Source organism: Pseudomonas sp., from assembly GCF_032058845.1.
Taxonomy (GTDB): Bacteria; Pseudomonadota; Gammaproteobacteria; order Pseudomonadales; family Pseudomonadaceae; genus Aquipseudomonas.
This window is the reverse complement of record NZ_DAMCCR010000006.1, coordinates 13,934-40,440: the sequence shown is the minus strand read 5'-3', so window position 1 is coordinate 40,440 and position 26,507 is coordinate 13,934. Positions and strand designations below refer to the sequence as shown.

Annotated in this window: 23 protein-coding genes; 7 read left to right on the top strand and 16 right to left on the bottom strand. The window is 63.7% G+C overall.

Annotation, left to right across the window (positions count from 1 at the left end; all coding sequences use genetic code 11):
* Positions 1–4: 4 nt before the first annotated feature.
* The 4 genes from lpdA to RT028_RS02385 are packed head-to-tail and all read right to left on the bottom strand — an operon-like array spanning position 5 to position 5,018.
* A complete protein-coding gene (gene lpdA / locus RT028_RS02400) occupies positions 5–1,402 on the bottom strand; it encodes a dihydrolipoyl dehydrogenase (RefSeq protein ID WP_312932047.1) in 1,398 nt (465 codons plus the stop codon).
* A gap of 9 nt (positions 1,403–1,411) precedes the next feature.
* A complete protein-coding gene (locus tag RT028_RS02395; RefSeq protein ID WP_312932044.1) occupies positions 1,412–3,022 on the bottom strand; it encodes a 2-oxo acid dehydrogenase subunit E2 in 1,611 nt (536 codons plus the stop codon).
* 2 nt (positions 3,023–3,024) lie between these two features.
* Positions 3,025–4,044 carry an alpha-ketoacid dehydrogenase subunit beta gene (locus tag RT028_RS02390; RefSeq protein WP_312932041.1) on the bottom strand — a complete coding sequence of 340 codons (1,020 nt, stop codon included), beginning with the start codon at positions 4,042–4,044 and terminating at the stop codon, positions 3,025–3,027.
* Between the two features lie 11 nt (positions 4,045–4,055).
* Positions 4,056–5,018 (bottom strand): thiamine pyrophosphate-dependent dehydrogenase E1 component subunit alpha, encoded by a 963-nt coding sequence (locus RT028_RS02385; RefSeq protein WP_312932039.1) that lies wholly within the window; start codon positions 5,016–5,018, stop codon positions 4,056–4,058.
* Positions 5,019–5,227: 209 nt separating this feature from the next.
* Here RT028_RS02385 and RT028_RS02380 point away from each other — a divergent pair, with 209 nt between their 5' ends.
* Together RT028_RS02380 and RT028_RS02375 are read left to right on the top strand one after the other, a co-directional pair.
* Positions 5,228–7,936, top strand: a complete 2,709-nt coding sequence (locus RT028_RS02380; RefSeq protein ID WP_312932037.1) for a LuxR C-terminal-related transcriptional regulator — start codon at positions 5,228–5,230, stop codon at positions 7,934–7,936.
* Positions 7,937–8,299: 363 nt separating this feature from the next.
* Positions 8,300–8,536 (top strand): hypothetical protein, encoded by a 237-nt coding sequence (locus RT028_RS02375; protein WP_312932036.1) that lies wholly within the window; start codon positions 8,300–8,302, stop codon positions 8,534–8,536.
* Between the two features lie 133 nt (positions 8,537–8,669).
* Here the strand turns inward: RT028_RS02375 and hchA are convergent, their stop codons facing one another.
* On the bottom strand, positions 8,670–9,563 hold the full coding sequence (gene hchA / locus RT028_RS02370) for a glyoxalase III HchA (RefSeq protein WP_312932035.1): 894 nt from the start codon (positions 9,561–9,563) through the stop codon (positions 8,670–8,672).
* Positions 9,564–9,859: 296 nt separating this feature from the next.
* Between hchA and RT028_RS02365 the strand changes: the two genes are divergently transcribed.
* Entirely contained in the window at positions 9,860–10,255 is a 396-nt protein-coding gene (locus RT028_RS02365; protein WP_312932102.1) for a GFA family protein, read from the top strand.
* 176 nt (positions 10,256–10,431) lie between these two features.
* Entirely contained in the window at positions 10,432–10,863 is a 432-nt protein-coding gene (locus RT028_RS02360; RefSeq protein ID WP_312932032.1) for a hypothetical protein, read from the top strand.
* A 115-nt stretch (positions 10,864–10,978) separates the two neighbouring features.
* Here the strand turns inward: RT028_RS02360 and RT028_RS02355 are convergent, their stop codons facing one another.
* Both RT028_RS02355 and RT028_RS02350 read right to left on the bottom strand, forming a co-directional pair.
* A complete protein-coding gene (locus RT028_RS02355; protein ID WP_312932029.1) occupies positions 10,979–12,256 on the bottom strand; it encodes a Y-family DNA polymerase in 1,278 nt (425 codons plus the stop codon).
* 238 nt (positions 12,257–12,494) lie between these two features.
* Positions 12,495–13,877 carry a PLP-dependent aminotransferase family protein gene (locus RT028_RS02350; protein ID WP_312932101.1) on the bottom strand — a complete coding sequence of 461 codons (1,383 nt, stop codon included), beginning with the start codon at positions 13,875–13,877 and terminating at the stop codon, positions 12,495–12,497.
* Positions 13,878–13,997: 120 nt separating this feature from the next.
* Between RT028_RS02350 and RT028_RS02345 the strand changes: the two genes are divergently transcribed.
* The gene (locus RT028_RS02345) at positions 13,998–14,867 is read left to right on the top strand and encodes a DMT family transporter (protein ID WP_312932027.1); all 870 of its coding nucleotides are present in this window, start codon (positions 13,998–14,000) and stop codon (positions 14,865–14,867) included.
* A gap of 194 nt (positions 14,868–15,061) precedes the next feature.
* Here the strand turns inward: RT028_RS02345 and RT028_RS02335 are convergent, their stop codons facing one another.
* Together RT028_RS02335 and RT028_RS02330 are read right to left on the bottom strand one after the other, a co-directional pair.
* Positions 15,062–15,661 carry a hypothetical protein gene (locus RT028_RS02335; RefSeq protein WP_312932024.1) on the bottom strand — a complete coding sequence of 200 codons (600 nt, stop codon included), beginning with the start codon at positions 15,659–15,661 and terminating at the stop codon, positions 15,062–15,064.
* A 125-nt stretch (positions 15,662–15,786) separates the two neighbouring features.
* Positions 15,787–17,043 (bottom strand): ankyrin repeat domain-containing protein, encoded by a 1,257-nt coding sequence (locus tag RT028_RS02330; protein ID WP_312932022.1) that lies wholly within the window; start codon positions 17,041–17,043, stop codon positions 15,787–15,789.
* Between the two features lie 53 nt (positions 17,044–17,096).
* Here RT028_RS02330 and RT028_RS02325 point away from each other — a divergent pair, with 53 nt between their 5' ends.
* On the top strand, positions 17,097–18,122 hold the full coding sequence (locus RT028_RS02325) for an ankyrin repeat domain-containing protein (protein WP_312932020.1): 1,026 nt from the start codon (positions 17,097–17,099) through the stop codon (positions 18,120–18,122).
* A gap of 42 nt (positions 18,123–18,164) precedes the next feature.
* Here RT028_RS02325 and RT028_RS02320 read toward each other — a convergent pair whose 3' ends face one another.
* The 4 genes from RT028_RS02320 to RT028_RS02305 all read right to left on the bottom strand — a co-directional run bounded on the left by RT028_RS02320 (position 18,165) and on the right by RT028_RS02305 (position 22,253).
* Positions 18,165–20,582 carry a TonB-dependent siderophore receptor gene (locus RT028_RS02320; RefSeq protein WP_312932018.1) on the bottom strand — a complete coding sequence of 806 codons (2,418 nt, stop codon included), beginning with the start codon at positions 20,580–20,582 and terminating at the stop codon, positions 18,165–18,167.
* A gap of 81 nt (positions 20,583–20,663) precedes the next feature.
* Positions 20,664–21,236: a FecR domain-containing protein gene (locus tag RT028_RS02315; RefSeq protein ID WP_409567139.1), complete on the bottom strand. Its 573-nt coding sequence runs from the start codon at positions 21,234–21,236 to the stop codon at positions 20,664–20,666.
* Positions 21,237–21,418: 182 nt separating this feature from the next.
* Complete coding sequence (locus RT028_RS02310; RefSeq protein ID WP_312932016.1) at positions 21,419–21,697, bottom strand: sigma factor; 279 nt, start codon at positions 21,695–21,697, stop codon at positions 21,419–21,421.
* A 127-nt stretch (positions 21,698–21,824) separates the two neighbouring features.
* Positions 21,825–22,253, bottom strand: coding sequence for a translesion error-prone DNA polymerase V autoproteolytic subunit (locus tag RT028_RS02305; RefSeq protein ID WP_312932014.1), 429 nt, complete (start codon positions 22,251–22,253; stop codon positions 21,825–21,827).
* A gap of 105 nt (positions 22,254–22,358) precedes the next feature.
* Between RT028_RS02305 and RT028_RS02300 the strand changes: the two genes are divergently transcribed.
* Positions 22,359–23,063, top strand: a complete 705-nt coding sequence (locus RT028_RS02300; protein ID WP_312932012.1) for an SOS response-associated peptidase family protein — start codon at positions 22,359–22,361, stop codon at positions 23,061–23,063.
* Positions 23,064–23,108: 45 nt separating this feature from the next.
* Here RT028_RS02300 and RT028_RS02295 read toward each other — a convergent pair whose 3' ends face one another.
* The 3 genes from RT028_RS02295 to choX (RT028_RS02285) all read right to left on the bottom strand — a co-directional run bounded on the left by RT028_RS02295 (position 23,109) and on the right by choX (RT028_RS02285) (position 26,506).
* On the bottom strand, positions 23,109–24,518 hold the full coding sequence (locus RT028_RS02295; RefSeq protein ID WP_312932010.1) for a purine-cytosine permease family protein: 1,410 nt from the start codon (positions 24,516–24,518) through the stop codon (positions 23,109–23,111).
* A gap of 96 nt (positions 24,519–24,614) precedes the next feature.
* Complete coding sequence (choX, locus tag RT028_RS02290; protein WP_312932008.1) at positions 24,615–25,562, bottom strand: choline ABC transporter substrate-binding protein; 948 nt, start codon at positions 25,560–25,562, stop codon at positions 24,615–24,617.
* The gene (choX, locus tag RT028_RS02285; protein WP_312932006.1) at positions 25,559–26,506 is read right to left on the bottom strand and encodes a choline ABC transporter substrate-binding protein; all 948 of its coding nucleotides are present in this window, start codon (positions 26,504–26,506) and stop codon (positions 25,559–25,561) included. The genes choX (RT028_RS02290) and choX (RT028_RS02285) overlap by 4 nt, the downstream gene beginning before the upstream one ends.
* Position 26,507 lies beyond the last annotated feature (1 nt).

Here is a 26,507-nt window from a genome sequence, read left to right as displayed (position 1 = left end):
GTCATTACTGGTGCAGCGCTCTGCCGCTGGCGGCCAGCACGGCCTCGTGCATGGCTTCGCTCAAGGTCGGGTGGGCGAACACCACCTGGCTCAATGTCTGCTCAGTGGCTTCCAGCGCCTGGGCAATGCCGAACCCCTGGATCTGTTCAGTCACCTCCGGGCCGACCATGTGTGCGCCCAGCAGCTCGCCGCTGTCGGCATCGAAAATGGTCTTTACGAAGCCGCCCGCCTCGCCCATGGCCAAGGCTTTGCCGTTGGCCTGATAGTCGAAGCGGCCGATGCTCAGGCGCCGCCCGCTGGCCTGTGCAAGCGCTTCGGTGAGCCCCAGGCTGGCGACCTGTGGCCGGGCGTAGGTGCACCCGGGAATAAAGCCCTTGTTCAGCGGATGCACGCCCTCCACGCCGGCGAGCTTTTCCACGCACAGCACCCCCTCATGGCTGGCCTTGTGCGCCAGGCACGGCGCACCAGCGACATCACCGATGGCGTACAGGCCGGCGACGTTGGTGCGGCACCATGCGTCGGTCTTGATGAAGCCGCGCTCGATCTCCACCCCCAGCGCTTCCAGGCCGAGGTCTTCGCTGTTGGCTTGAATACCAGCGGCCAGCAACACCCGTTCAACGCTGATCCGTTCCTCACGGCCATCGGCCAGGCGCACGCTGCACTGCGCCTGTTCGGCCTCGCTGTGCACCGCGCTGACGCTGGCCTGGGTGAGCACGCGAATGCCGCGTCGTTCGAACTCGCGCTGCACCAGGCTGGCCACCTCGCGGTCTTCGGCAGGCAGGATCTGTCCAGCCACTTCGACCAGGGTCACGGCACAGCCGAGGTCGTGGTAGAGGCTGGCGAATTCCACCCCAATCGCGCCGGAGCCGACGATCAGCAGCGACGCCGGCACCTGCTTCGGCACCAGGGCCTCGAAATAGCTCCAGATGCGCTCGCCGTCCGGCACAACGGCCGGCAGCGGACGCGGCCGGGCGCCAGTGGCGAGGATGATGTGCCTGGCCTGCAACGCGCGCGCGCCCTCTGCCGAGGTGACACTGACGCAACCCTTGGCCGTGAGCCGCGCGCGGCCGTCAAACACCGCCACGCCGTTTTTCTTCAACAGGTACGCGATCCCCCCGGTGAGGGTCTGCGACACCTCACGGCTGTGTGCCACCAGCGTGCCGATATCGAACTGTACCTGCCCGACGCTGAAGCCGAAGGTGCTCGCCTGCTGCAGGGTGTGCGCCACCTCAGCGCCCCTGAGCATGGCCTTGGTGGGAATGCAGCCCCAGTTCAGACAGATGCCACCCAGGTGCTGTTTTTCCACCAGTGCCGTGCGCAAGCCCAGTTGCGCGGCGCGGATCGCCGCCACGTAGCCGCCCGGGCCACCGCCAATGATCAGTACATCGAACATCTCATTCATGGCGATCTCCTAGACCAGCATCAAGGTGGGGTTTTCCACCAGGCGCTTGAGGGCCTTGAGGAAGGTTGCCCCCAGTGCGCCATCGATGACCCGGTGATCGCACGACAGGCTCACGCTCATCTGCATGCGCACGGCGGGCTGGCCGTCGTGCACCACCACCCGCTGCTCACCCGCGCCGATGGCAAGGATCGCGCCTTGGGGCGGGTTGATGATGGCGTCGAACTGGCGCACGCCGAGCATTCCCAGGTTGGAAATACTGAAGGTGCCTCCCTGGAATTGTTCTGGCTTCAAGGTGCCGGCCTTGGCCTGGGTGGCCAGGGTGAGCATTTCGGCCGACACCTCGGCCAGCCGCTTGCGGTTGGCCTGGCGGATGATCGGGGTGATCAAGCCGCCCTCCAGGGCGACCGCCACGGCAATGTCGGCATCGGCGTAGCGACGGACTTCCTGGCGCTCGGCGTCGTACTGCACATTGACCCCCGGCACCTGCACCAGTGCCTGGGCGCAGGCCTTGATCAGCAGGTCATTGACCGACAGTTTGACCGCCGGCACCGAGGCGTTGATTTCTGCGCGCAGGGCCAGCAGGCGCTCCAGGTCAAGATCGGCATGCAGGCGGAAATGCGGGGCCTCACGCTTGGAAGCCTGCAAGCGTGCGGCGATGGCCTTGCGCATGCCGTTCATGGGCAAGGTTTCAAAAGCGTCTGCACCTGCCTGGGGTACGGCCTGGCAGGTGGCGGCACTGCTCGTGGGCAGCGCGGCAAGGCTGCGCTGCTGCTGCACGTCAGCCTGGCACACCCGGCCGCGGCTACCGGTGGCACGGCAGTCGTGCAGGTTGATGCCCCATTGCTGGGCCAGACGTCGGGCCAGCGGGGTGGCATCGACCTGGCTGTCGTCGGCGCGCGACGGTGCAGCCTGGGTCGCCTTCTGTGCCGGTGAACGGCTGGCGACCTGGCCACCGGCCACGCGGATGGCGGCTTCGATGTCGGCCACGCTGATGCGGCCTTCGCGGCCTGAGCCGGGCACATGACCGAGGTCGATGCCGAGTTCACTCGCAAGCTTCAGGGCATGGGCCGTGGCGAAGGTGTCGGCCGCGGTGACGCCTAGCAAGGCTGGCGGCACTTGCCAGGCACCGCTCGGGTTGGTCTGAGCAATGCCGGTTGCAGCACTGCCGGCCCGCGCCGTGTGGTTAACCGCCTGAGACGTCTGCGCAGCGCTAGGCAACGCTTGCCGAGGCCGCTCGCCAGAACCCACAGCCGCTGCGCCTGCGCCCGCGCTGGCAGGCTGCGCAGCGGTAGCCGCGGCGGTAGCGCTTGCGGCTGACGCAGGCAACGATGCTCCACGCTGGGCCAGATAGGCATCAATGTCGGCCTCACTGACCGACGCGTCGGCCACCACCCCAAGCACGCCGCCCACCGCAATGGTCTCGCCCGGTTGCGCCACCTTGCGCCGCAGCACCCCGGCGAACGGCGCCTGCAAGACGTTGGCGATCTTGCTGGTTTCGATTTCGCACACCTCCTGCTGTTCAGCGAAGGTGTCGCCCTCTTCGATCAGCCAGCTGGTCAGGGTGCCCTCCTCCATCGACAGGCCCCATTTGGGCACCTCGATTGCGCGGATATCACTCATGCTCAGCCCTCCATCACGGTGCGAACGGCAGCTTCGATGCGCTCCACACTGGGAATCCAGGCCTGCTCCAGGACTGGCGAGAACGGCACCGGCGTATGCGGCGGGGTGACCATGACGATCGGTGCCTTGAGCCGGTAGAACGCCTGGGACGCGATCAGCGCCGCGATGTCGTGGGCGAAGCCGAAGCGCGCGGCCGACTCGTCGACGATCACCACCCGGCCCGTGGAGGCGACCGATTCGAGAATGCCCTCTTCGTCCAGCGGCGATACGGTACGCGGGTCGACCACTTCCACCGAGATGCCTTCTGCGGCCAGTTTGTCGGCCACTTCATTGGCTTTGTGCACCATCGCCGCCAGGGCAATGATCGTCACGTCAGTGCCCTGGCGGGTGTAGTTGGCCACGCCAAACGGGATGGTATAGGCGTGCTCGGGCACTTCGCCCTTGAGGTCATAGAGAATCTTGTGCTCGCAGAACACCACCGGGTCGTCGTCGCGGATGGCCTGGATCAGCAGGCCCTTGACGTCGTAGGGGTTGGACGGCACCACCACTTTCAGCCCCGGGGTCGTGGCGAAGATGTTGTAGGGCGATTGCGAGTGCTGGGCGGCAGCGGAGAAACCTGCGCCGATCATGCCGCGGATCACCAGCGGCGCCTTGGCCTTGCCGCCGAACATGTAGCGGAATTTCGCCGCCTGGTTGTAGAGCATGTCGTGGCAGACGCCGAAAAAGTCCATGAACATCAGCTCGGCCACCGGACGCAGGCCGGTCACCGCCGCACCGGCTGCCATGCCGATGATCGCCGACTCGGTGATCGGCGTGTCGATCACCCGCGACGAGCCGAACTCTGTCCACAGCCCCTTGGTCACGCCCAGCACACCGCCGAAGGCCTCACCTTTGCTGCCGACCTCAGCGGTGCCCGCCTGGCCGCCACAGACATCTTCGCCGATCACCACCACACGGGGATCGAGTTGCATTTCCTGGGCCAAGGCTTCCTTGACCGCTTCACGATAGGTACGCATTGCCATGGTGCAGTTCCTCAGTAGGCGACGTAGACGTCTGTCAGCAGTTGGTCTACCGAGGGGTACTCGGCGGCGCGGGCCTTGCTCACGGCATCGTCGACCTGGGCCTGCACCTCATCGTCGATGGCCTGCAACGCCTCTGCACCGAGCTGGCCGGCGACACGCTCGATGAAGATCTGCAACGGGTCATGCTCCTTGCGCAGGCGCTCCACCTCACCGTCGGCGCGGTAGAGCATCGGGTCACCCTCGAAGTGGCCATGCCAGCGATGGGCCACGGCTTCGATGGCGCTTGGCCCCTCGCCATTGCGGGCGCGCTCGACGGCGACCGCCACGGCCTCGTACACAGCGAAGAAATCCGTGCCATCGACCTTCACCGCCGGCATGCCGAAGCCCGCTGCGCGGCCGGCGATATCGCGGCCACCGACGGCGTAGTCATGCCCGGTGGCTTCGCCGAAGCCGTTGTTCTCGAACACGAACACCGCAGGCAGCTTGAGCACCACGGCCATGTTCATGGCCTCGAACACCAGGCCCTGGTTTGAGCCGCCGTCACCGGTGAACGATACCGCCACGTTACGTGTGCCGAGGGTTTTCGCCGTCAGCGCCGCGCCGATGGCCAGGGGCGGCGCGCCACCCACAATCGCGTTGGCGCCCAGCATGCCCTTGCTGAGGTCGGCGATGTGCATCGAGCCGCCCTTGCCGCGGCACAGGCCGGAGGCCTTGCCGAAGATTTCCGCCATCATGCCGTGCAGGTCGCAGCCCTTGGCGATGCAGTGACCGTGGCCGCGGTGGGTCGAGCCGATGTAATCGGCATCGGTGAGGTTTTCGCACACGCCGACGGCGATGGCTTCCTCGCCGCTGTACAGGTGGATGAAACCGGGGATGTCTCCGGTGGTGTTTTCCTGGTGCAAGCGCTCCTCGAACACGCGGATTTCCCGCATCTTGCGATAGGCCTGGAGCAGTTGTGCCTTGCTGAGTGACATGCTTCGCCCTCATCTGTGTTGTTGTTGGAAGGGGTCGCTGACCTGAGTCAGGCGACCGACGACAGCGTGGCGCTACGGTAGGAAACTCTGCCCGCTGCCATAACCACCCGGATGGGGGGGCGGCAAAGCCCACCCGCGCGGATTACCCTTGCCAAACGCGTGTCTACAACAACAATGATCGCCACTCGACCGCACCAGGATGACCGGCCATGGATCACCTGATACCTCCCGCTGCCGCGGCCTATGCCAACGGCGCCTACAGTCTGGGCCACGGCCTGCCGCTGATCGGCACCAAGCTCGGTCCGCCGCGCGCAGCTGGCACCCAACTGTTGCGCACACGCCTGCTCGACACCCTCGATGGCCTGCACACGCGCACCGTGGCACTGGTGTGCGGCGGTGCCGGATTCGGCAAGACCACCCTGCTCAGTCAGTGGCGCCAGCGCCTGCTCGATCAAGACCATGACGTGGCCTGGCTGAGCCTGGACGAGCAGGACGACAGCCCCGACTACTTTCGCCGCTACCTGCTGGCGGCACTGGGCAGCGTCGAGCCGTCGCTGAGCGATGCCGCAGAGCCTTTGTCAATCGGCGCCGCCGGCTTTATCCGCAGCCTGATCAACCACCTGAGTTCGCGTCTGGCGCCGCTGTACCTGGTACTGGACGACGCGCACCTGGTCAGCCATCCGTTGATCGAGCACGATCTGCTCGACCTGGTACTGCATGCCCCCGCCTGCCTGCACCTGGCGGTCGGCAGCCGCACCGCCACGCACTTGCCCCTGAGCCGCCTGCGCGCCCGCCAGCAGTTGGTGGAGATCGACGCCAATCAACTGCGTTTCACCCTCGATGAGGCTGAGGACTACTTTGCCCGCGCCACCGAGCTGCACCTGGACGCCGCCGAGCTGCAACACCTGCTGCGCCTGACCGAAGGCTGGATTACCGGGATGCAGATGGCGTGCTTGTCGACGCCCGTCGCGGCCGATCCGACCGGCCGCTGGGCGCACCTGGAGCGCGGCTCGCGGGTGATCGGCAGCTACCTGCAGGATGTGGTGCTGGCGCCCCTGCCGGCCGAGGTGCAGCGCTTTCTGCTGCAAACTTCAGTGCTCAACCGCTTTACCGCCGCGTTGTGCAACGCCGTGACCGGGCTCGAGGACGGCGAGCGCATGCTGGCCTTCATCGAGCGGCACAACCTGTTCATCTCGTGCCTCGACGCTCAGGGCCAGTGGTTCCGCTACCACGCGCTGTTCGCCGAAACCTTGCAACAGCGGCTGCACACCAGCGATGTCGATGTCGCATCACTGCATCAACGCGCCAGCAACTGGCTGGCAGCCCATCAGCAGTGGGCTGAGGCCATCCGCCACGCCCTCGCCGCGGGGCAACTGGCCAACAGCACCGCGTGTGCCGACAAAGGCGCGCAGTCCCTGGCGGAAGAAGGCGATGTCGACACCCTGGTGCGCTGGCTGCACAACCTACCGGCCAGCGCCCGGTTGCCATTGGACGAGCAACGCATCGACCTGCAATTGAACTTGAGCTGGGCCCTGGCCCATCGCTTTCGCTACGCCGAGTCGCGCCAGTTGCTCGTCGATTTGCGCCCGTTGCTGGCACAACCCGGCGTCAGCCCGCGCCTGCTGATCAAGCGCCAGGTGATCTGTGCCATCAACGAATCGTTCGCTGAGCACATCAGCCACGGCCTGACCTTGGTCGAACCCCTGCTGGCGCAGATTCCCTGCGGGGATCGCTGGGTTGATGGTCTGGTCTGCAACATCCTCAGCTACGGCTATCTGGTGCGCGGGCGCCACCTCGATGCGCAGGCCGTGCAGCGCCACATGCCCTGCCCGAGCACGCCGGCCGAGAACCTGTTCGTGAGCGTCTATCGGGCGTTCATCCTGGGGCTGAGCCAGATACGCCAGGCGGATCTGGCAGGCGGCGAACACCACTATCGCCAGGCCCTGACCCATGCTGAGCAACTGACCGGCGCGCACTCCAGCGGCAGCGCCACCCTCACCGCCCTGCTGGCCGAGCTATGGTACGAGCGCGGCGACTGGGCAGCCCTGACCCGAGAGCTGCAACCGCGCCTGCCGCAGATCGATGCCACCGCGCCGCTGGACGCGCTGTTCAGCGCCTACCGCGCCCTCGCCCGCAGCGCCGTGCAGGCCGGTGATTCCAGCCAGGCCATGCGCTGGCTGGAACATGCCCAGCAACTGGCCACCTTGCGCCGCTGGCCGCGCCTGCAAGGGCTGCTGCTGGCCGAGCAGGTGCGCGTGCAGGTGCTGGCGACGGCGCCAGACCACGCCCGGCAGCTGTTACAGCAACTGACCGAGCTCACCACCGAGCATCAGGCTGATGCCGACCTTCATCGCGCGCTGCAAGCTTGCCAGCGCACGGGCCAGGCCTGGCTGCTGAGCGGACAGGGCCAGCACACCGAGGCCGCGCAGGCGTGGGCCTTGCTTGTGGCCGACGACGAACGCGACGGTCAATTACTGCCGGCGCTACGCGTCCGGGCACAGTGGGCGCTGAGCCTGTGGTGCGACGGCAAGACCCAGCGCGCTACCGAGGCGCTGCTACCGGTGCTGGCGCTGGGACAACGGCAAGGCTTGCAGCAAACACTGCTAGATGCTGGCCCCTCGATAGCGCCACTGCTGGAGGCCTGCCTGTCGCTCAAGCCTTCATTCAAAGACTACGTGCAGCAGTTGCTGCAGACTGCCACTGGCGCTGCACCAGGCTTGACGCTGATCCTCAGCGAGCGAGAGAGCCAGACGCTGCAATTGGTGGCACGGGGACAGTCGAACAAGGAGATTGCCCGCAGCCTGGCTATTTCCAGTGAGACGGTGAAGTGGCACTTGAAGAACCTGTACGTGAAGTTGCAGGTGACCAGTCGGATACAGGCGATGCATAGAGCGCGGGCCTTGAGTTTGCTGGATTGAGGGGGGCTGGCCCCTGCATTCGAGCGACGGATGCGCAGAGCGCAAACGGCTCAGTGGGGCCTCGGCTCTTCGATAGGCGTTCGTACGCGCGGGCCATTGGCCTCTGCGGTGAGCCGCTTCTTTCCCGGGTTGTGTAACAGGCGTCTACAAGGGCGTCTGGCTACCTGCTATCCACGACCCGGTCTGCACATGCCCCGCATTGACCCAATCAATCAAAGCGCCTCGCCAGCCGCGCAAACCAGCCGCACTATCCACATCCCTCAGGGCACCCTAAACTGGCCGCAGCCACATCACCTCGGACGCGCGAATCTACCCCGACTCGTGACAAGACGCCCCTGCCGCCCTTACCCACCGGGAACTTCCATGAGCCTCACCGAACAGCTAGACACCCTCCGCATCCCCAAGGACCTGCGCACGCCTATCGAGCGGCTGATGCGTGCCTTGGATGATGCTGCCGACGCCGACGAGGTCGCTGCAGAGGCACAGATCCAGATCGAGTTCGTGCAGGCCATGGAGGCCGCGAAGAAAATCCGCGGCCCGCAGGTCGAGGCGCTGTACATCCTCTTCGACGATGCCGTGCAGGCGCGACTCGACGCCTAGCGCGTAGAGCGCTGACTGTTGGGGTGCCTGGCTACCTGTTGGTCAGGGTGCGCATCCGCAGCGTACACGCACAGCTCAGGCGATAGACGCACGTCTGAGCAGCACGACGCGGCGAACCCGGGCCCCTGGCGCATCACGGGCGGGCGTGTGCGTCGCCCTTGACAGCCTCCAGCAACGCCTTGGCCGCCAATTTGCCCAGGTTGTTCCCCGCCAAGGGGCTGTCACCCGACAGCAACTTGCGATCCTGCAGCGTCGCTCCGGAAATGTCCTTGTTGACGATTTCCATGCCTAACGCCTGCAAGCGCTCACCGAACTTCCAGGTCAGGTGCCCGGGCATGTAGCCGATGTCCGGCGTCTGCGAATCCATCGCGTCTGGGAAGGCGCACAGCTTGTAACCCTTGAACGGGAAGCTGTCGCGGTCCTTGTCGAGCCCTGCCGCCAGCAACGCCGCGGGGCCGTGGCACAGGGAAATGACGAACTTGTCGTGGGCCACGGCCCAGTCCAGCACGCCCTTGACCTCGGCACTTTCTGGGAGGCCAATCAGCGCACCATGGCCTCCGGGAATGAACACGCCGATGTAGTCCGAGTCTTCGCCCAGCGCCTGTTCCAGCACCTCGCTCAGTTTCAGCGGCTGCTTGAACTGGTCGCGGTATTGGTCATAGAACCCCTTTACCTCGGCATCTTCGCCGGGCATCGCCCAGAACTCGAACTTCACCGGGTTGCCCGACACCGTCGCCACGTCGATGGCGAAGCCGGCTTTATCCAAGTGATACATGGGCAGCAGCGTCTCCACGGGGTGGTTGCCGGTGGAGAACATCGTGCCGTTGTCGGTCAGCAGGTAGCGCTCATCGGCACCGATCATCAGCACCTTCCAACGACCGCCGGTATAGGGCGATGGATAGTCGGCGCCGCCGAGGTCGGACTTGGGTGAGGTGAACTGGCTGAGGGAATACGGCGAGGGGAAGAAGGCGTTGTCTTCGGCAGGGTCGGGGGTTGGGCGTTTGTCGTCGCTGGGTGAGGTGCTCATGCGATTCTCCAAGGCGGGGGACAGCGTCGAGGGCAAACGTGGATCCGCGGTGCTTGCCCGGCAGCCTGGTTTGACCAGGTGCATGCGCCAGCCGTTCCCGTTGCGCACTCCTCAGCCAGCCCCACTCGCACAAGGCGCGGCGTGCAGCGTTTGTAAAAAGACCGGCGGCCGACGATGATGCTCGCAGGTGATCCGCTCCACGCCTGTTCAGGCCATTGCAGGAGCAGTTGGCCTTCATCGGTTCGATCATCCGCCTGACGGGGTCCGTCATCACGCATCAGGGTTCAGGAGATGTCATGAAAGGAAGCTGCGCATGCGGCGCCACGGGCTATGAGATCGACCGCCTCGACTCGCCCATCCTGCACTGCCATTGCACAACGTGCCGCAAGACTCACGCTGCGGCCTATGCCTCTACGGCAGGTGTGCAAAGAGCGCATTTTCGATGGCGCCATGGACAAGCCGTGTTGCGCGCCTTCGAGTCGTCGCCCGGCAAGCTGCGGCATTTCTGCGGCCAGTGCGGTTCGCATCTGGTCGCAGAGCGCGTGGGTGTCGACCTGTTGATTGTGCGTGTCGCCACACTGGACGATGCACCCACAGCCACGCCCGACAGCCACATCTGGACCGAGCACGATGTGCCTTGGCTTGAGGACCAGGGCCTGCCGCGCTACCGGCAGTGGCAACCGGGCCGATAGATGCCTGCTGAGCCCTCTCAGCGCCAGCGCTTGGCAGCGACCGTCAACTCATCAACAGCTGGCTCGCATGGTGTTGCGAGGGCTGTCGTGCAAAAATCCTTTTTGCACGTGAACCCACATTGAAGAAACACGCGGTCATGTCGCATGACAGATCGCTGCTCAGGACAGCGGAACCCATGGCCAAGATCATTGACGACAGCTGGACCAAAGCGGTCGTGGTATCAACAATTTTTAGCAGTGCAATTGGCTCACTGTTAATTTTGATTTATCTCTATTGGGAAAAAACAGACTCGATCGAACTCGATATAACATCATTCCTCTTCAGCTATATACTTGTCACTTCAGTCAGCGTTACGGGTGCTCTCGTCGGCTCTTTGGTCGTAGGCGTCCCTGTGGCGATGCTTTCAAGAAGACTGCACCCTGCCGCTTCCTTCAAGGGCAGCCTGCTTATTGTGGGCACTGTGCTTTTCATCTGGCTAGCCGTGCTGGCATGGCCTGTCATGGGCCTGTTCGAAATCCATTACTCAGATATCTTGCTTTTAACTCCTTACACTTTCTGCTCAGCAGTCGCATTCGCCTATATGGTTTACTGGAATAAATGCATATGACGCGAACAAGGTTAAGGCCACAAGATCTATTCGAGCTCCCTGTTTACGGCATCACGTTCCAACTACCCAGGTTCATCGCTTCGAAACAAGACAGATGGCGCGGCATCGCCCAGCGCTACCGCTCACCTACCCGCCACAACTGATCCACACGCGTGGTATACGCCTCGCTCATCAGCTCGCGGCGCATTGCCCAATCCGCCACGTGCGGCACGCCGCCACTGCGCAGCACCTCGCGGCCATAGCGGGCATTGACCTGATCCAGTACCGCCATCAACTGGTTGCTCCTGACCGACTGCGAGGGCGCGAACAGATCGTCGCTGAACTGCCCCGCCGGGCTCAGTTCGAGCAGCAATACCTCGGCCTTGCTGTAGCAATGGCCCGGGCGATACAGCCGGGTCAACGCTTCAGTGGCGGCGCGGGTCAGCAGCAGCGTGTCGTTGGTCGGGTACGGCAGCTCGACCAGCGCGGCCTGCGCGTGGTGCCGCTCGTTGGGGTTGAAGATGCCCGTGCGGATGCTCACCCGCAGGCGCTTGCACCATGAGCCTTGGGCGCGCAGTTTCTGCGCGGCGCGGCCGGTGTAGCTGGCGACGGCCTCGCGGATGGGTGCGAGCTGGTCCAGGCGCATGCCGAACATGCGGCTGCAGCAGATTTCCTGCTTGGGCGCGCTGGCGTCATCAAGGTCCAGGCACGACAGCCCGCCCAGCTCGCGCGCGGTCTTCTCCACCACCACGCTGAACTGCTGGCGCAGCAGGCGCGGGTCAGCCATGGCCAGGTCCTTTGCGGTAACGATGCCCAGCGCCTGCAAGTGCGCAGTCATGCGTTTGCCGATGCCCCAGACGTGTGCCACATCGGTATTGCGCAAGGTCCATTCGCGCTTGACCGGATCGGCAAAATCCAGCACCCCGCCCGTGCGCACCTGCCATTGCTTGGCGGTGTAGTTGGCCAGCTTGGCGAGGGTCTTGGTGCTGCCGATGCCGATTCCCACGGGGATTCCCGTGCAGCGCATGACCTTGTCGCGGATGACCCTGCAGAACGCGCTGAGATCGCCCGGTACGCCGGTCAGGTCCACGAAGCACTCGTCAATGGAGTACACCTCCGAGGCCGGCACCATCGCCTCGATCAGCCCCATTACCCGCTCGCTCATGTCGCCGTACAACGCGTAATTGGACGAGAACGCGACGATCCCATGGCGCTGCAAACGCTCACGCGCCTTGAAATACGGCTCGCCCATTTTCACGAACGGCTTGGCGTCGTAGGAGCGGGCAATGATGCAGCCATCGTTGTTGCTCAGCACCACGATGGGCGTGTTGGCGAGGTCTGGCCGGAACACCCGTTCGCAACTGGCGTAGAACGCATTGCAGTCGATCAGGGCGAAAACGCGGTCACGGCTCATGACGAGGTGCGCGTTCAGGCTGGCGAGCGGTGGCTGTGGTGGCGGGGGTATGGCGGTGGATGCGATGCATGGAAAGGCCTCCTGATGACTGTATGGGCATACAGTTAAAAGTAAGGGGCCGGTCGCGTCAACGCTGTCTGGGAAAATTGCCGACCAACGCGTGGGTAGCCCATGCAATCAGCGGGCGCCTCGAGCAGCCTCGGCGCAACGTCCAGCGAACGATCGATGCGCCCCGCAGCTAGGCGCTCAACGCCCGTTTCAATACCTCGAAGATCCTCGCATCACCCGACTGAGCCACGTTGAATCGCAGGAAGTCGCCCGCCGTCATGGACTGGCTGAATGCATTGCCGGGTGCGAGTACAACGCCTTCGCTCAGACAGGCCTTGGCGAGCGCGGCGGCATCCTGGCCCTGCGCAAGCTTGCACCACACGTACATGCCTGCCTGCGGCGTGATCCAGGGTTCGATACCCAGGGCCTCAAGCTTGGGAAGCGTTTTCTGCATGGCGTCAGCCAACTTGAGGCGGACATTTTCCATGTGCTTTCGATACCCGCCGCCCGTCATCGCGTGATAGATGATGTCCGCCGCCAGGCGCCCTCCCCCGAAGGTCGTGGCGATCTTCAGATCGACCAGGCCCTCGATCCACTCACTTCGTGCAGCGATGTAACCGCATCGAATCGACGCGGAAATGGTTTTGGAAAAGCTGCCTATCTGAATCACCCGCGCAAGGCCATCGAACGCAGACAGGCGTGGCGCAGGGGTGTTTTCGAAATCCGCGAAGATGTCGTCTTCGACAATGATCAGGTTGGAGGTGTCGGCGAGCTTCAGCAGCGTATGCGCGGTCATGGGCGACAGCGTTGCGCCGGTGGGGTTATGGATGCCGGCGTTGGTTATATAGAGCCGAGGAGCGTGTTCGCGCAGCGCCGCACCGAATGCCTCGGTGTCCGGGCCTGTGCGCGTGTAAGGGACGCCGACGACAGTCACCCGATGCGCCTTGAGCAGTGCATGGAAGTTGAAATAACACGGGTCATCGACGAGAACGGTGTCTCCCGGTTGCAGCAGGAAACGGCAGATCAGGTCGATGGCATGGGTGCCGGACTCGGTGAGCATCACCTGTTCGGCTGACGCCTGGATGCCGATGCCGGCCAGTCGTCGCGACAAGAACTGCCTGAGCAGCGGATGGCCAAGGGGTGAGGCATAGTCGGTCAGGGTCGGTGTTTCGGCGCGCGCAACGATTCGCAGCGCCTTACGCATGCCAGCTTCGTACATCCAGGCTGCAGGTAGCCAGCCGCAGCCGGGTTTCAACACGTCGCCAGGCGCTTGCAACGACAAGCGCGAGATCCACAGGGGGTCGACGTTGCGGTCGAGCCTGGGCTCAAGCTCGGTCAACACCAACGGCGCCACCGGCCCTGCCACGTAGAAGCCGGCGCCAGGCCGCGAGCTGAGCGTGCCTTCGGCCACCAACCGCTCATAGGCTTCCAGTACCGTTGAAACCGAGACCTGCATGGCTGTGGCCATGGCCCTGACCGACGGGATTCTCGCACCTGGCGTGTAGGTTCGAGACGCTATCCGGGCCTGGATTTCGCTCATCACGGCGTGAGTTCGCGTGGCGTTGCGGGTCATCGCACCCTCGACTGTATTGAGTTTGAAGGCATAACAGTTCGGTTGAATTGTGCGGGATTGTACATGGCCCGAATGCACCCGTCAGTGATCTACTCGCCCCCACTTCTCGAGGAATCACCGATGGAAAAAACGACCCGTGGCTGGGTGAACGGCTTCGTGGGTGTCGCTATCTTTGCGGGCTCGTTACCGGCAACGCGGGTCGCCGTAACGGCGTTCGAACCCACCTTTCTGACCTGCGCCCGCGCAACGATTGCCGCCTTGCTGGGCGCGCTCTTTCTGATCGTGTTGCGCCAGCCTCGGCCCAGACGCACTGACCTGTCGTCACTGGCAATCACTGCAGTGGGGGTCGTCATCGGTTTTCCGTTACTGACCGCCCTGGCCCTGCAACAGGTCACCTCTGCGCATTCGATCGTGTTTGTCGGGCTGCTGCCCCTGTGCACCGCAGGCTTTGCCGTGATGCGGGGCGGCGAGCGACCTCGGCCACTGTTCTGGCTGTTCTCGTCGATCGGTGCCGGGCTGGTCGTCGGCTATGCAGTGATGAACGCGGGCGAGGCCTCGGCGCTGGGCGATCTGCTGATGATGGCTGCGGTGGTTGTGTGTGGATTGGGGTATGCGGAGGGCGCGCGTCTGTCGCGGACCTTGGGCGGTTGGCAGGTCATCAGTTGGGCGTTGGTGGTGGCATTGCCGCTCATGCTGCTGCTGACCATCACGTATTTCCCTGCGCTCGACACCCTCGCCAAGGTCAGCGCCCGCGCGTGGCTCAGCCTTGGCTACGTGTCGCTGTTCAGCATGTTGCTCGGGTTCGTGTTCTGGTACCGAGGGCTCGTGCAGGGCGGCATTGCGGCGGTGGGCCAACTGCAACTGCTTCAGCCCTTCATGGGGCTTGGGCTGGCCGCACTGCTTTTGCATGAACAGGTCAGCGGGATGATGCTGCTGGTGACGTTGGGCGCGGTCATCTGTGTTGCCGGGGCGAAGCGGTATGCCCGATAGATCTAGCGCCAGGGTGACGTCGGGCTCTGCCCGAAAAACCTTGAAGCGTCGACGGTCACCGGTCTGCGAGTGCTTGCCAAGGCAAAACGCGCAGCCCTTGATCTGCGAGACGCGCAAGTACACCCGTTCAAGTAAAGGCAAGCCCAGCGGGCTCGCAGCCAGCGCCGTATGGGTGGCGGTGATCTACATGAGGGTCACTTTTTCGCGCAAACGTTGTAATACCTTTCCTCAGCCACTGACTCGGTATGCCCCCCATACACCGATGCATACACCAGCCGGGTGTTGCTGACGCCTGTCGGCTCATAGGCTTTTCCCTGCGCATCGCTGTGGATCTGGAATCCCGCTGCCGCCATCCTGTCGATCAACTTCTCGCGCAATGCCGTGATGACGAACCCTCTGCCATCGCCGATGTGAAACAGTACCGGGCGCCCTGATTTCAATAACCACAATGGCTGCGCGCTTGACGGTCCCTTGAAGATGTACAAGCAGTCGACCGAAGCGCTGGGGAATTCCGCTTCACGGGTGTAATGGCCGTTCTCATACCCGATAAGGGTCAGCACACCTGGTTGAACCAGCGCGACGGTGTCTGCAGCAGGCGGTACCTTCTGTTCCACACCGTAGTCAAACAAGGTCCACTTCAGCGGGATCAACACCGACATCGAGGGCGGCTGTTCCAGACCCAGATCCTGCTGTATACGCACCCGATCCTCTGGTGATCCAAAAGGCACCGGAACACTGCAGGCAGTCATCAATACGGCGCAGCTTCCAGCCGCTAACCACTTCAAAAAATTCACTCTGGTACTCTCGGCGCTTGTACGTTCGTATGGGTGTTGGCAACGCCAACCGGGGTCGCAGGATAGCAAACGGATGGCTGTATCCGCGAAGACCCACTTCGCAATCAGACAGCACCCGCCCTTGTTCAGCGTTTATAGGCAGGCGTACCCAACGCGATTGGCTGCGGATTGGCGATCACCCAGCACACGGTCAGTTCACTGAGCCTGTCGGTAAACGCGTCAGGATCGTCACCGCTTCTAAGTTCGTCCACCAGCGTGCGCACTTCAGCCTGCTGTCCCTCGCTCAACGGCACACCACTGCCAAGATGCTCTACCAGCGCCTTGAGCATCTTTTTGAAGTCAGCGTCCCAGTTGCCTGCGCCGTTGCCGTGGATTTCTCTCGAGATGCGGCCACTGATGCGGATCACTTCGCCTTGTACTGTTGCCGCCGCACCCGAAGAGGGCACCAGCAGTTCCCACAGTTGCTGATGCTGCTCAGGCCAGGCAGCGGCGGCGACCGTGATCGGCGCCTTGCCATCGTGCATCTGGCGCGCGGCAACGGGTGTGACCTCGAACAGGAGATAGAGCGTGGCGAGGGCCGCGTCGGTGGCGGCAAGGTAATCCGGGTTGAAGTTGGCCCGATGGAATTCAAAGTCATGGCCGATACGCTGTACGGCATCGCGCATGGCGTCATCAATGCACAATCCAGCCTCCAGCAGGCTCTGCGCGATGTGCGCGGTGGCCTTGATGTCGGCGTTGCGTGTGGTGAGCAGCGCGATGTGCAGCAGGTTGTGCCCCTGCCGGCTGACAGCCTGCGTGCTGGCGCCTCGGCGAATCAGCGCGGCCAATGTGTCAGCCTTGTGGCTGTGCACCGCCGTTTGCAGCGGTGTCTTACCCTCGCCGTCCTGCGCTTCGATGTCGGCACCCAGATCCAGCAGCAGATCGACACCGCCTTTCCAGCTCATGGCGCGATGGTGCAACGCCGTTCGCTGGTAGTGATCGCGGGCATCGATGTTTGCCCCCTGCTCCACCAGCCAGCGCACCAACTCATCAGGGCAGTTATAAAAACCCAACGCTGTGGTTTTGGCGTAGCCACCGGTGGCTTCGAGTTCGCAGGCATCGAACACGGCAATCAGTTCGGCCAACGGTGCGCTTTCCAGCAGTTCACCGAAGTCCTTTGGCAAGGTCTTTCTTTTGCGTTTGCTCATGGCGGCGATCACCTTCCTGATAAAGAGGTCTTTCAGCATGGCCCTACCCGGATTCTTGAGAATGCTCGGTAACGTTGAGAAACCACCGATCAGTACCTGAGGTCTATCGGCCCTGATGAGATCGATGGGTTCCGCCCTCCCTGGCAAACCCATACGAATGGCGCGTTGAATGATAGCCTTCAGCTCTGCGGCCAAACGAGGTCGTTTCAGATGTCCGAACAAAGAGCCCAGCCATGACCAAAGCCCTCTTGAAGGCCGCCGCCTCAGGCCAGAACGCCAAGTTGCAAGCCTTGTTGGCCAACGGCGCCGATATCAACTTCACCGACAAAGCCACTGGCCGCACGGCCCTGATCGAGTCTGCCATTGCAGGCCATGCCGACACGGCAACCCTGCTGATCGAACACCCAGCGGAGCTTGACCGCACCGACGCAGCCCTCGGTTTCACTGCCTTGGGCTGGGCTGCCCACGAGGGGCACTTGCGCCTGGTCGAGTCACTGCTGGCAGCGCAGGCAGCTATGGACTTGACGCACTGCCCGTTCAAGCACACACCGTTGATGATGGCGGCTCGCGCAGGCCACCTGGACATCGTCATCGCGCTGCTGAAGGCTGGCGCCGACGTGCACCTGCAGTCGGGCGATGCGCGCAATGCCTTGTCGATGGCGCAACAAGGCGGTCACGCAAACATCGTTGAGACCTTGAAAAAACAGGGCGCACGCTTACCGCAAGTGCCGGCTGAAACGTCCATCCCCTGGCCGGCCGTCTCGGCAGAGGAGCTTGACGTTGACGATACAGACCCCGCCAGCGTGCTGCGCGGATTCCTGCTCGCCATGCACCGTTGGGAAACCACTGCAACGACACCGGCAAAGCCACCTTGCGACATGACCGGCCAAGATCCACAACTGGATATCCCTTGGCCGACAATAGGCGGCAACCCCGCCGTTTTCATCAAGCAGATCGCGTTGACCCACGCTGAGATGAACACACTGGGCGGTCAGGTGGCCAAGGAACTCTATCTATTCGGAGGCTGTGTCAAAACCGGAATCAGCCATCCCAAGTACGGCGAACTGCGGGCGGTCGAGTACCTCATTGTCGAACAGTCCCTGGACGGCGCAGCGTTGATCGATCATCCACTCGCCCAGCGTAAAGTTGCCCAACGGGATGTGAATTTCAGGCATCCCGCGGTCGCGTACAAGCGGCCGGTCAGCCGCGATGGGCTGCAACAGCCCCAACCGATTCAATTCGACTTGACTGACTGGCGCTTCCCGTTACGGTGAGCAAGGCCGGCAGCGCGTCACTGCGCTGCCGGCCCTCCCCGATCACCAGTCGTAGCTGACCGTCGCAATCACGTTGCGGCGATTGCCATACAGCACCGAATCTTCGTAGAAGCCCGGCTGGAAGTAGTGCTTGTCGAACAGGCTGCTGGCCGTCACCGAGACCTTCGTGCCGTCCAGGCCAATGCCGGCCAGGTCATAGCGCACGGTGGCGTCGGTGAGCATGTAGTGCGGTGTCTTCACGGTGTTCTGCACGTTGTACGACGAACCCACATAACGCTGGCCAACGCCAACCCCCGCGCCCTTGAGCGCACCGTCGGCGAGCGTGTAGTCGAGCCAGACGCCGGCGGTGTTGCGCGGAATCGCCCGGGGCGTGTTGCCCTGGAAGCGGTTGTCTTCGGTGATCTCGGCATCGAGGTAGGCGTAGGACGCCAGCAGGTTCAGCTCACGGCTGAGGCTGGCCTTGCCCTCGATTTCGACACCGCGCGAGCGCACTTCGCCGCTCTGTACCGAGAAGCCCGGGTTGACCGGGTCGGTGGTGGAGACGTTTTTCTGCTGCAGGTCGAACGCCGACACCGTGACGAACGCATCAAAACCCGGTGGCTGGTACTTCACGCCAACCTCGTACTGACGGCCCTCAGTGGGCTCGAACAGCTTGCCGCTGCGGTCGGCTTCCGGGTTGGGCTGGAACGACGTGCTGTAGCTGGCGTAGGGCGTGATGCCGTTGTCGAACAGATAGGCCAACCCCACGCGACCCGTGAACTTGTGGTCGCGCTGCACGGTGTCGACCTGCTCGGTACCGAAGTACAGGCCCTCTTCCCGCGCGGTGGACCAATCCTGGCGCCCGCCCAGGGTCAGGGCCCAGCGGTCGAGCTTGATCTGGTCCTGCAGATAAACGCCGACCTGTTGCAAGCGTGTGTCGGTGTCGCGTTGCAGCGGGTCATACCAGAGTGCGCCACCGCCGTAGACCGGGCGGTACAGGTCGATCATCTCGACGTCCGGGTCCGGGTCGCCGTTGCGGCGGGTCTCGTGGGCCTTGTAGTGCGAGTAGTCCAGGCCGGCCAGCAACGTGTGCTGCAACGGACCGGTGTCGACCAGGCCCTGCAGGTTGTTGTCGATCAGGAAGGTGTCGCTGTTTTTTGGCCGCAACTGCAGGCCGATGTCCTGGGTGCGGCCATCGTCGTTGAGGACCACATCCGGGCCGCTGGACAGGTAACCCACATTGGAGTGCATGTAGCGCAGGTTCTGCTGGAACTTCCAGTCGTTGTCGAACAGGTGCTCGTATTGCACGCCGATGGAGGTGTTCTCGCTGCGGTAGTAGCTGCCCTTCCAGCCCAGGTCGATGTCCGAAGCGATGTGGCCATAGGGGCTGCTGCGCACGGTGCCGATCACTGGAAAGCTCTGCTCAGAGCCGCCGGTGCGGCTTTTGCTGTAGCTGGTCAGCAAGGTCAGGGTATTGGCGTCGTTAGGCTTCCAGGTCAGCGACGGCGCGACGTAGGTACGGTCATCGGGCGCGTGCTTGACCTGCGTATCGCTGTCGCGTTGCAGCAGCACCAGGCGGCCGAACAGGGTGCCGTCGCTGTCGAGCTGGTCACCCACATCCAGGCCCACCTGGCGCCGATCGAAACTGCCGCCCTGCAGTTCCACATGGCGAATGGGCGTTTCCTGCGGGCGCTTGCTGGTCATGTTGACCACACCGCCCGGCGCCATCTGCCCGAACAGTACCGAGGCCGGGCCCTTGACCACATCGACGCGCTCCAGGCCGAAGGTCTCGAAGTTGGTGTCGTACTGGTTGAAGCCGGTGCGCAGGCCGTCCTGATACAGGCCGAACAGGTTGAAGGCACGAAAACCGCGCAGGAAGATGTCTGGCGCGCCCTGGCCGCCGGCGTAATCCAGTGCACGGATGCCAGGCGTGTAGGCCACGGCGGCGTTGAAGTCCTGCACGCCGCGCTGATCCATTTCGTCGCGGGTGACCACAGAAATGCTCTGCGCAATCTCGTTGATCGGCGTGTCGGTCTTGGTGCCGACCGTGGTGCGCTTGGCCACGTAACCCTGCACGGGCCCGTTGGCGCCACCGTCGCTGCTGCGGGTGTCGACGATCTGCGTGGCCTCGAGCTCTACCGCCGCCGCTGTGCGTGGCAGGGCGGCCAGCACATACACGCCATTGCCTTGATCGACGGCCTGCAAGCCGCTGCCAGCCAACAGGCGCGTGAAGCCGGCCTGCAGCGGGAATTCACCCTGCAGGCCGGCGCTCTGGCGCCCCTGCACCAGCGCCGGGTCGATGGCCAGGTTGATGCCCGAACGCGCGGCAAAGCTGGACAGCACCTGGCTCAGCGGACCCGGCGCGATGGCGTACTGCTGGGCCGTGGCGGCGAACAGCACGGGGCTGGCGACAGCGCCCAGCGCCAGGGCAGTGACCTGCACGGCGCAGGCCAGTGGGGAGGAACGAAAGGAAAAAGGCATGCCGACTCCGCGTCGAAAAGATCTGTGTGCCTGGAGGACACGCAAGCGCCGCAAAAGCGGACAGGCCATGCACCATTTTTTTCAGACAGCGCGTGGCTGCAAGGTCACCCAGTAACGCGTGCGGTACACCACCTGCACCGGCAGCGCCTGAGACACGGCGCTCAGGACCAGGTCGGTGTCGCGCAGCTGAAACGCACCACTGATCAGCAACGGCCCCACCTGCGGGTCACAGCGCAGCCAACCACGGCGGTAGCGGTTCAACTCCTCGACGAACGCCGCAAGCGGCATGCGCTCGACGCGCAGTACCCCGTGCGCCCAGTCGCCGGCGCCAGCGGGCAGTGGCGTGGCAGGCGAGACGCCGAGGCGATCGAAGCGCACGGTCTGCCCGGCAGTGACGCGCAGATCGCTGCCAGCCTCGCGGGGCCGGACGTCGACGGCACCGGCAAACACGCTGACCCGGCAAGCGTTGGCCTCCTGCCGTACGCTGAAACGTGTGCCGACGGGGCGGATGACGCCCTGCTCGGTCTGTACCCGAAGCGGTCGATTCAGGCGATCGGGGTGGGTGGTGACGAGGATCTCCCCTGCGCGCAGGTGGAGCAGGCGTTGCGTGGCATCGAAGGTGATGTCCACGGCGGTCTGGGTGTCGAGTGACAGGCGCGTGCCGTCGGCGAGTGTCAGCTGGCGCTGCTCGCCAAATTTGCGGGTAGGTGTGGCCTTCGAGTTGCGACAGCAGAAAGGCTCGGCGCACCACCGGCGGCAAGCCGTGCAACAGCGAATCGATCAGTTGCAGGGCCTCCTGGATCAGATACTGCTCCTCGGCAGACGGCGCCCATTGTTCAGGCATCTGTTGCAGCGTGTGCAGCCAGGCCTGCTCCACCGAGCGGCGGCGATACAGGTTGAGTGGCCAGGTAGGCACGCGGCTGGCGCAGGTCGGGCTCGTGCGGCGCCGTCGCGGGGCGGAACAGGCGCAGGAAGGTGTCCTGGGTGAGGTCGGCGGCATCGCTGCGACAGCCAATGCGCCGCCATAGCCAGCCTTGCAGCCAGGCGTGGTGCTCGACGTACAAGGCCTGGATATCGCCATGAACGGAGGAGTCGCGGGAAGAGGCCGAGGCCATGGCGCTGGAGTCCTGTGCAGCGATGCAATCGCATTTGAGAATGGATCGCACTATACCGAGGCAGCCCTTCCCCGGCAATTACCTGGCCATCCATTGGGCCTGCCGCTGCCGCTGCCGCGCAGGCCGCTCAGCCGCTGTGATCACGCACGCTGTAGCGCACCACCCCCCAGATCAGCAGGTCATCGCCCTCACCGACCATCCGCGGGGCAAAGGCCGGGTTTTCCGAGAGCAGGCTCAGCTCGCTGCCGCGCCGGTGCAGACGCTTGCACACCGGCTCGCTGTTGATGGCGGCGATCACGATATCGCCGTGCTCGGCTTCACGGTCGCGGTCGACGATCAGCAAATCGCCGGAGTAGATGCCGGCGCCGCACATGCTGTCGCCTTCGACCTTCACCAGGTACACGTGCGGCGCCCGCAGGCTGAACAGCTCATCGAGCGAGATGGGCCGTTCCATGTGGTCGGCGGCGGGCGACGGGAATCCAGCGGGGATATGGAAGGCATACACTGGCATGCGCAGGGGCCCGCCCGTCGGTGGGCCGAGAAAGATGATGGTCATGGCGCGTTTTCCAGCAGAAACTGTACATGCATACAGTTTAGCGTTGAACGCTGCCGCGCCGTCAATCTGCCGCAGCGTCCAGCCGACCAACGTACGAGGTGACGCATGTGTGGCCGCTACTCGCTCTACGAGAGCATGGACTTCTACCTGCGCCAGCTGGCCCTGGACCTGGTGGTGATCAATGGCTATGACGACGAGCGCATCAACCGCTACAACGTCGCCCCACGCAGCCAGGTCGAGCTGATCCGGCCCGTGCCAGGCGGCCTGAGCATCGACCGGGTGACCTGGGGCTGGGCGCCGCACTGGGCCAATGGCAAGGGCCCGGTGCCGATCAATGCGCGAGCGGAAACGGTGCTCAGCGGGCGCTTCTTTCAGTCACTCTGGCCACAAGGCCGCGTGCTGGCGCCGGCCAACGGCTGGTTCGAGTGGGTCGCGGACCCGGCCGGCGGCAAGCGCAAGCAGGCGTACTACATTCGCGCGGCCAACGATGAGCCGCTGTTCTTTGCCGCACTGGCGCAGGTGTCGAACAACCCCGAACAACGCGGGCGGGACGGTTTCGTGATCCTCACCGGCGCGGCAGATGCGGGGTTGCTCGACGTGCACGACCGCAAGCCGCTGGTGCTCACGCCAACCCTGGCACGCGAATGGTTGAACCCGGCCACCCCGGCAGATCGGGCGGAGGCGATCGTGCGCGAGGGGTGTCAGCCGGCGTCGGCGTTCACCTGGCACCCCGTGGGGAGTGCGGTAGGGAATGTGCGCAATAACGGGCCGCAATTGATCGAACGGGTGCCGGTGGTTGCTGGCGGCTGAACCAGGCGAATCGGGTGCCCTATGAAAAGAAGGTCAGCCGCTGCACTATTTTTCGCGATTGGCAAATGCCGCGCTGGTCACACAGCGTGTGGCAACGACGTTGCGATGTACCGATTGGCGGTTCGCGCTGCAGATGTAATACAGCACACTGGCCAAGGCCAACCCCGCGATCCAACTGACGTCGGCACCGATCAACTGCGCGAAGTACCCTTCATGGAACGACAGCTTCATGAACGGCACCGTGCCAATGATCGACACGCCGTACACGATCAATGTGCGCCGGTTCCACCGACCATAGCGACCCTGCGCATCGTAGAGCGCATCGATGTGATAGCGACCGCGGGTGACAACGTAGTAGTCCACCAGGTTGATCGCACTCCAGGGAATCAGCAGATAAAGCTGCCCAATGAGAATGTCGGCGAAGAACGTGTCGAAGTGATATTGCGTTCTGATGGCAATCGCACAGGCCACTGTCGACAGGATTGCCATGAGCAGCAGCTTGGCGCCTTGCGTCACCTGTGTGACCTTGGCGAAGCCGCTGAAAATCGTCGTGGCGGACATGTAGGCGCTATACAGACACAGCACGTTGTACTGGATCACGCCGAGCGCGACCACGATCAGTGCGGCCTTGGCCCAAGGTCCGAACAGGCTTGCGATTGCGGTTCCAGGGTCAACGCTCAGCGCCGATGGCACCGCAGCGGCCAGCACTGCGCCCAAGGCCATCATGCCCAGCGAGCCCAGCGCGCAGCCGAAATAGGTGGTCCAGAACGTGTGACGGGCGCTCACGTCCGCGGGCAGGTAGCGCGAGTAATCGGCCACATATGGGCCATAGCCCAGCGTCCAGGACGCAGCCTGCGCAACTACCAGGTTGAAGATCGGCAGCGAGAACCCGTCGGCTTCGACGTGAAAGATCTGCCCCGCCTCTGCCCGCGTCAGAATCAACACCAGCGCGGCGCCGAACACGATGGACGACAGCACACTCATCCACGCACCCAAGCGGTGAATCAACTCATAACCGACAGCGCCAATCAGGAAGGTGGTGATGCCGATCAGCACAATCGCTTGATCGTCAGTCACGCCGAGCAGCGCCTTCAAAGGGTCGCGCATCAACACACCGCTGGCGGCCATGAACAGGACCGCAGCGGTAACCATCACCAGCAGCGGGATGGCTGCGCCAAGTACGCCGAACTGCGCGCGGCTCTGGATCATCTGCGGCACCCCAAGGTGCGGCCCTTGGGCAGAGTGAGCGGCCATGAAAATAGTGCCCAGCAGGCAGCCCAAGGCTAAGCCGGCGAGCGTCCACAGTACGCTCAGCCCTGAGGCCACACCCAGCGTACCCACCATCAGTGCGGTCACTTGCAGGTTCGAGCTGAACCATACCGAAAACAATCGCCGTGGCCGCCCATAACGCTCGCGGTGCGGCACAAACTCGATGCTGCGCGTCTCGATCTTCATGTTTTTATCCTTGTATTTCAGGCAAGCCTCTGCCCGGCCAGGTATTGCTTGGCCGGGCAGCGCGAGCGAGATGAAGCGCCCGTGCGGGCGGAAGAGTCAGCGCTCTAGAAACTGCTGAAACGCGTCGAACCCGGGTTTGCCGTCGAGTGTGGTGACACCCTCGAACCAGGGCTTCACCTGTTCGAGGTTGGCCTTGAGCCAGGCCACCGCCGCATTGCGCGGCGACATCCGCTCGAGGATTGGCACCATCAAGTGGCTGACCTGATCACTCTTGAACGACAGGTTCTGCAACAGCCGGCCCATGTTCGGGCAACGCTGTGCATAGCCCTGGGCGGTCATGACCGACACCGTGGCCGCGCCTTCATCGGGGCCGAACACATCCTCGCTGCCGGTCAGGTAGACCATGTCCAGTTGCAGGTTCATGGGGTGCGGTTTCCAGCCGAAGAACACCACCCACTCCTGCTTGCTCACCGCACGTTTCACGGCGGTCAACATGCCTGCCTCGCTCGACTCCATCAGCGTGAAACCCTTGAGGCCGAACTGGTCGGATTCGATCATCTTGGCACTGATGCGGTTGGAGCCACTGCCAGGTTCGATGACGTAGATCTTCGCGCCCAGTTTGTCCTTGAAGGTGGCAATGTCGGCGAAGGTGCGCAGGCCGGCGTCAAAGGCGTAGCGCGGCACAGCGAAAGTGGACTGCGCATCGGGCAACGCGGCGGGCGCCAGCACCTGGATTTTCTGTTTTTCCAGGTAAGGCCGCGCAACCGGTTGCATGGTCGGTTGCCAGTAGCCCAGAAACGTGTCGAGCCGGCTGTCTGCCAGGCCCGCCAATATGATCTGCTGCGACGCGGTAGTGAGCTTGACCGAATAGCCCAGCGATTCCATGGCCAACTGCGCCATGGCCGAGGTGGCGACGGTGTCCGACCAATTGGTCGAGCCCAGCCGCACCGGCTTGCAAGCAGCAGGCTCAGCCGCCCCGCTGGCCCCGCTGAACAACCCCAGCACGGCCCAGGCGAGGCCCAGTACACGCATGAACGGCTTCATGGCGCCACCTGCGCCTTGACGCTGGCCAGCCCCGGCTGGCCATCCCAGGTGGTGACACCCTCAAGCCAGCCTTCGAGCACCTGTGGGTTCTCTTTCAGCCAGGCCCTGGCAGCCGCCTCGGGCTTCATCTTGTCATCGAGAATCGAGCCCATGATGTGGTTCTCCATGGCCAGGGTGAAACTCAGGTTCTTGAGCAGCCGGCCGACGTTCGGACACTCGTCGACATAGCCTTTGCGGGTGCTGGTGTACACCGTGGCATCGCCGAAGTCAGGCCCGAAATAAGCATCGCCGCCGGTGAGGAATTTCATCTTGAAGCGGGTGTTCATCGGGTGCGGTTCCCACCCCAGGAACACGATGGCCTGGTTACGCCGCTGCGCGCGTTCGACCTGCGCGAGCATCCCCGACTCGCTCGATGCCACCACCGAGAAGCCCGCGTCCTTGAGGCCGAAGGCGTTGTCAGCAATCGCCTTGATCACCGCGTTGTTACCGCCATCACCGGGCTCGAGCCCATAGATCTCGCCGCCCAGCTCGGTCTTGAATTTCGCGATGTCGGCGAAGTCCTTCAACCCTCGATCCCACAGCGACTGCGGCACCGCCAGGGTGTATTTGGCGTGCTGCAGGTTGACCCGCACGATGTCGATGGACCCGGCATCGCGGAAGGGTTTGAGATCGGGCTCCATGGTCGGCAGCCAGGTGCCGAGAAAGACGTCCATGGTCTTGCCACCGGACAGGGCCTTGAACGTCAGCGGTACGCCAACCAAAGTGGATTTGGTCTGGTAGCCAAGGCTTTTGAGCACGGTGGTGGCAATGGCGGTGGTGGTCTGGATATCGGTCCAGCCAGGGTCGGACATGCGCACCAACCGACACTGAGGCGGTTCAGCGGCATAGCCTTGGGCGGAAACGGCCAGGGCCGAGCACAACAGCAAACGCAGTGCATGCTTCATC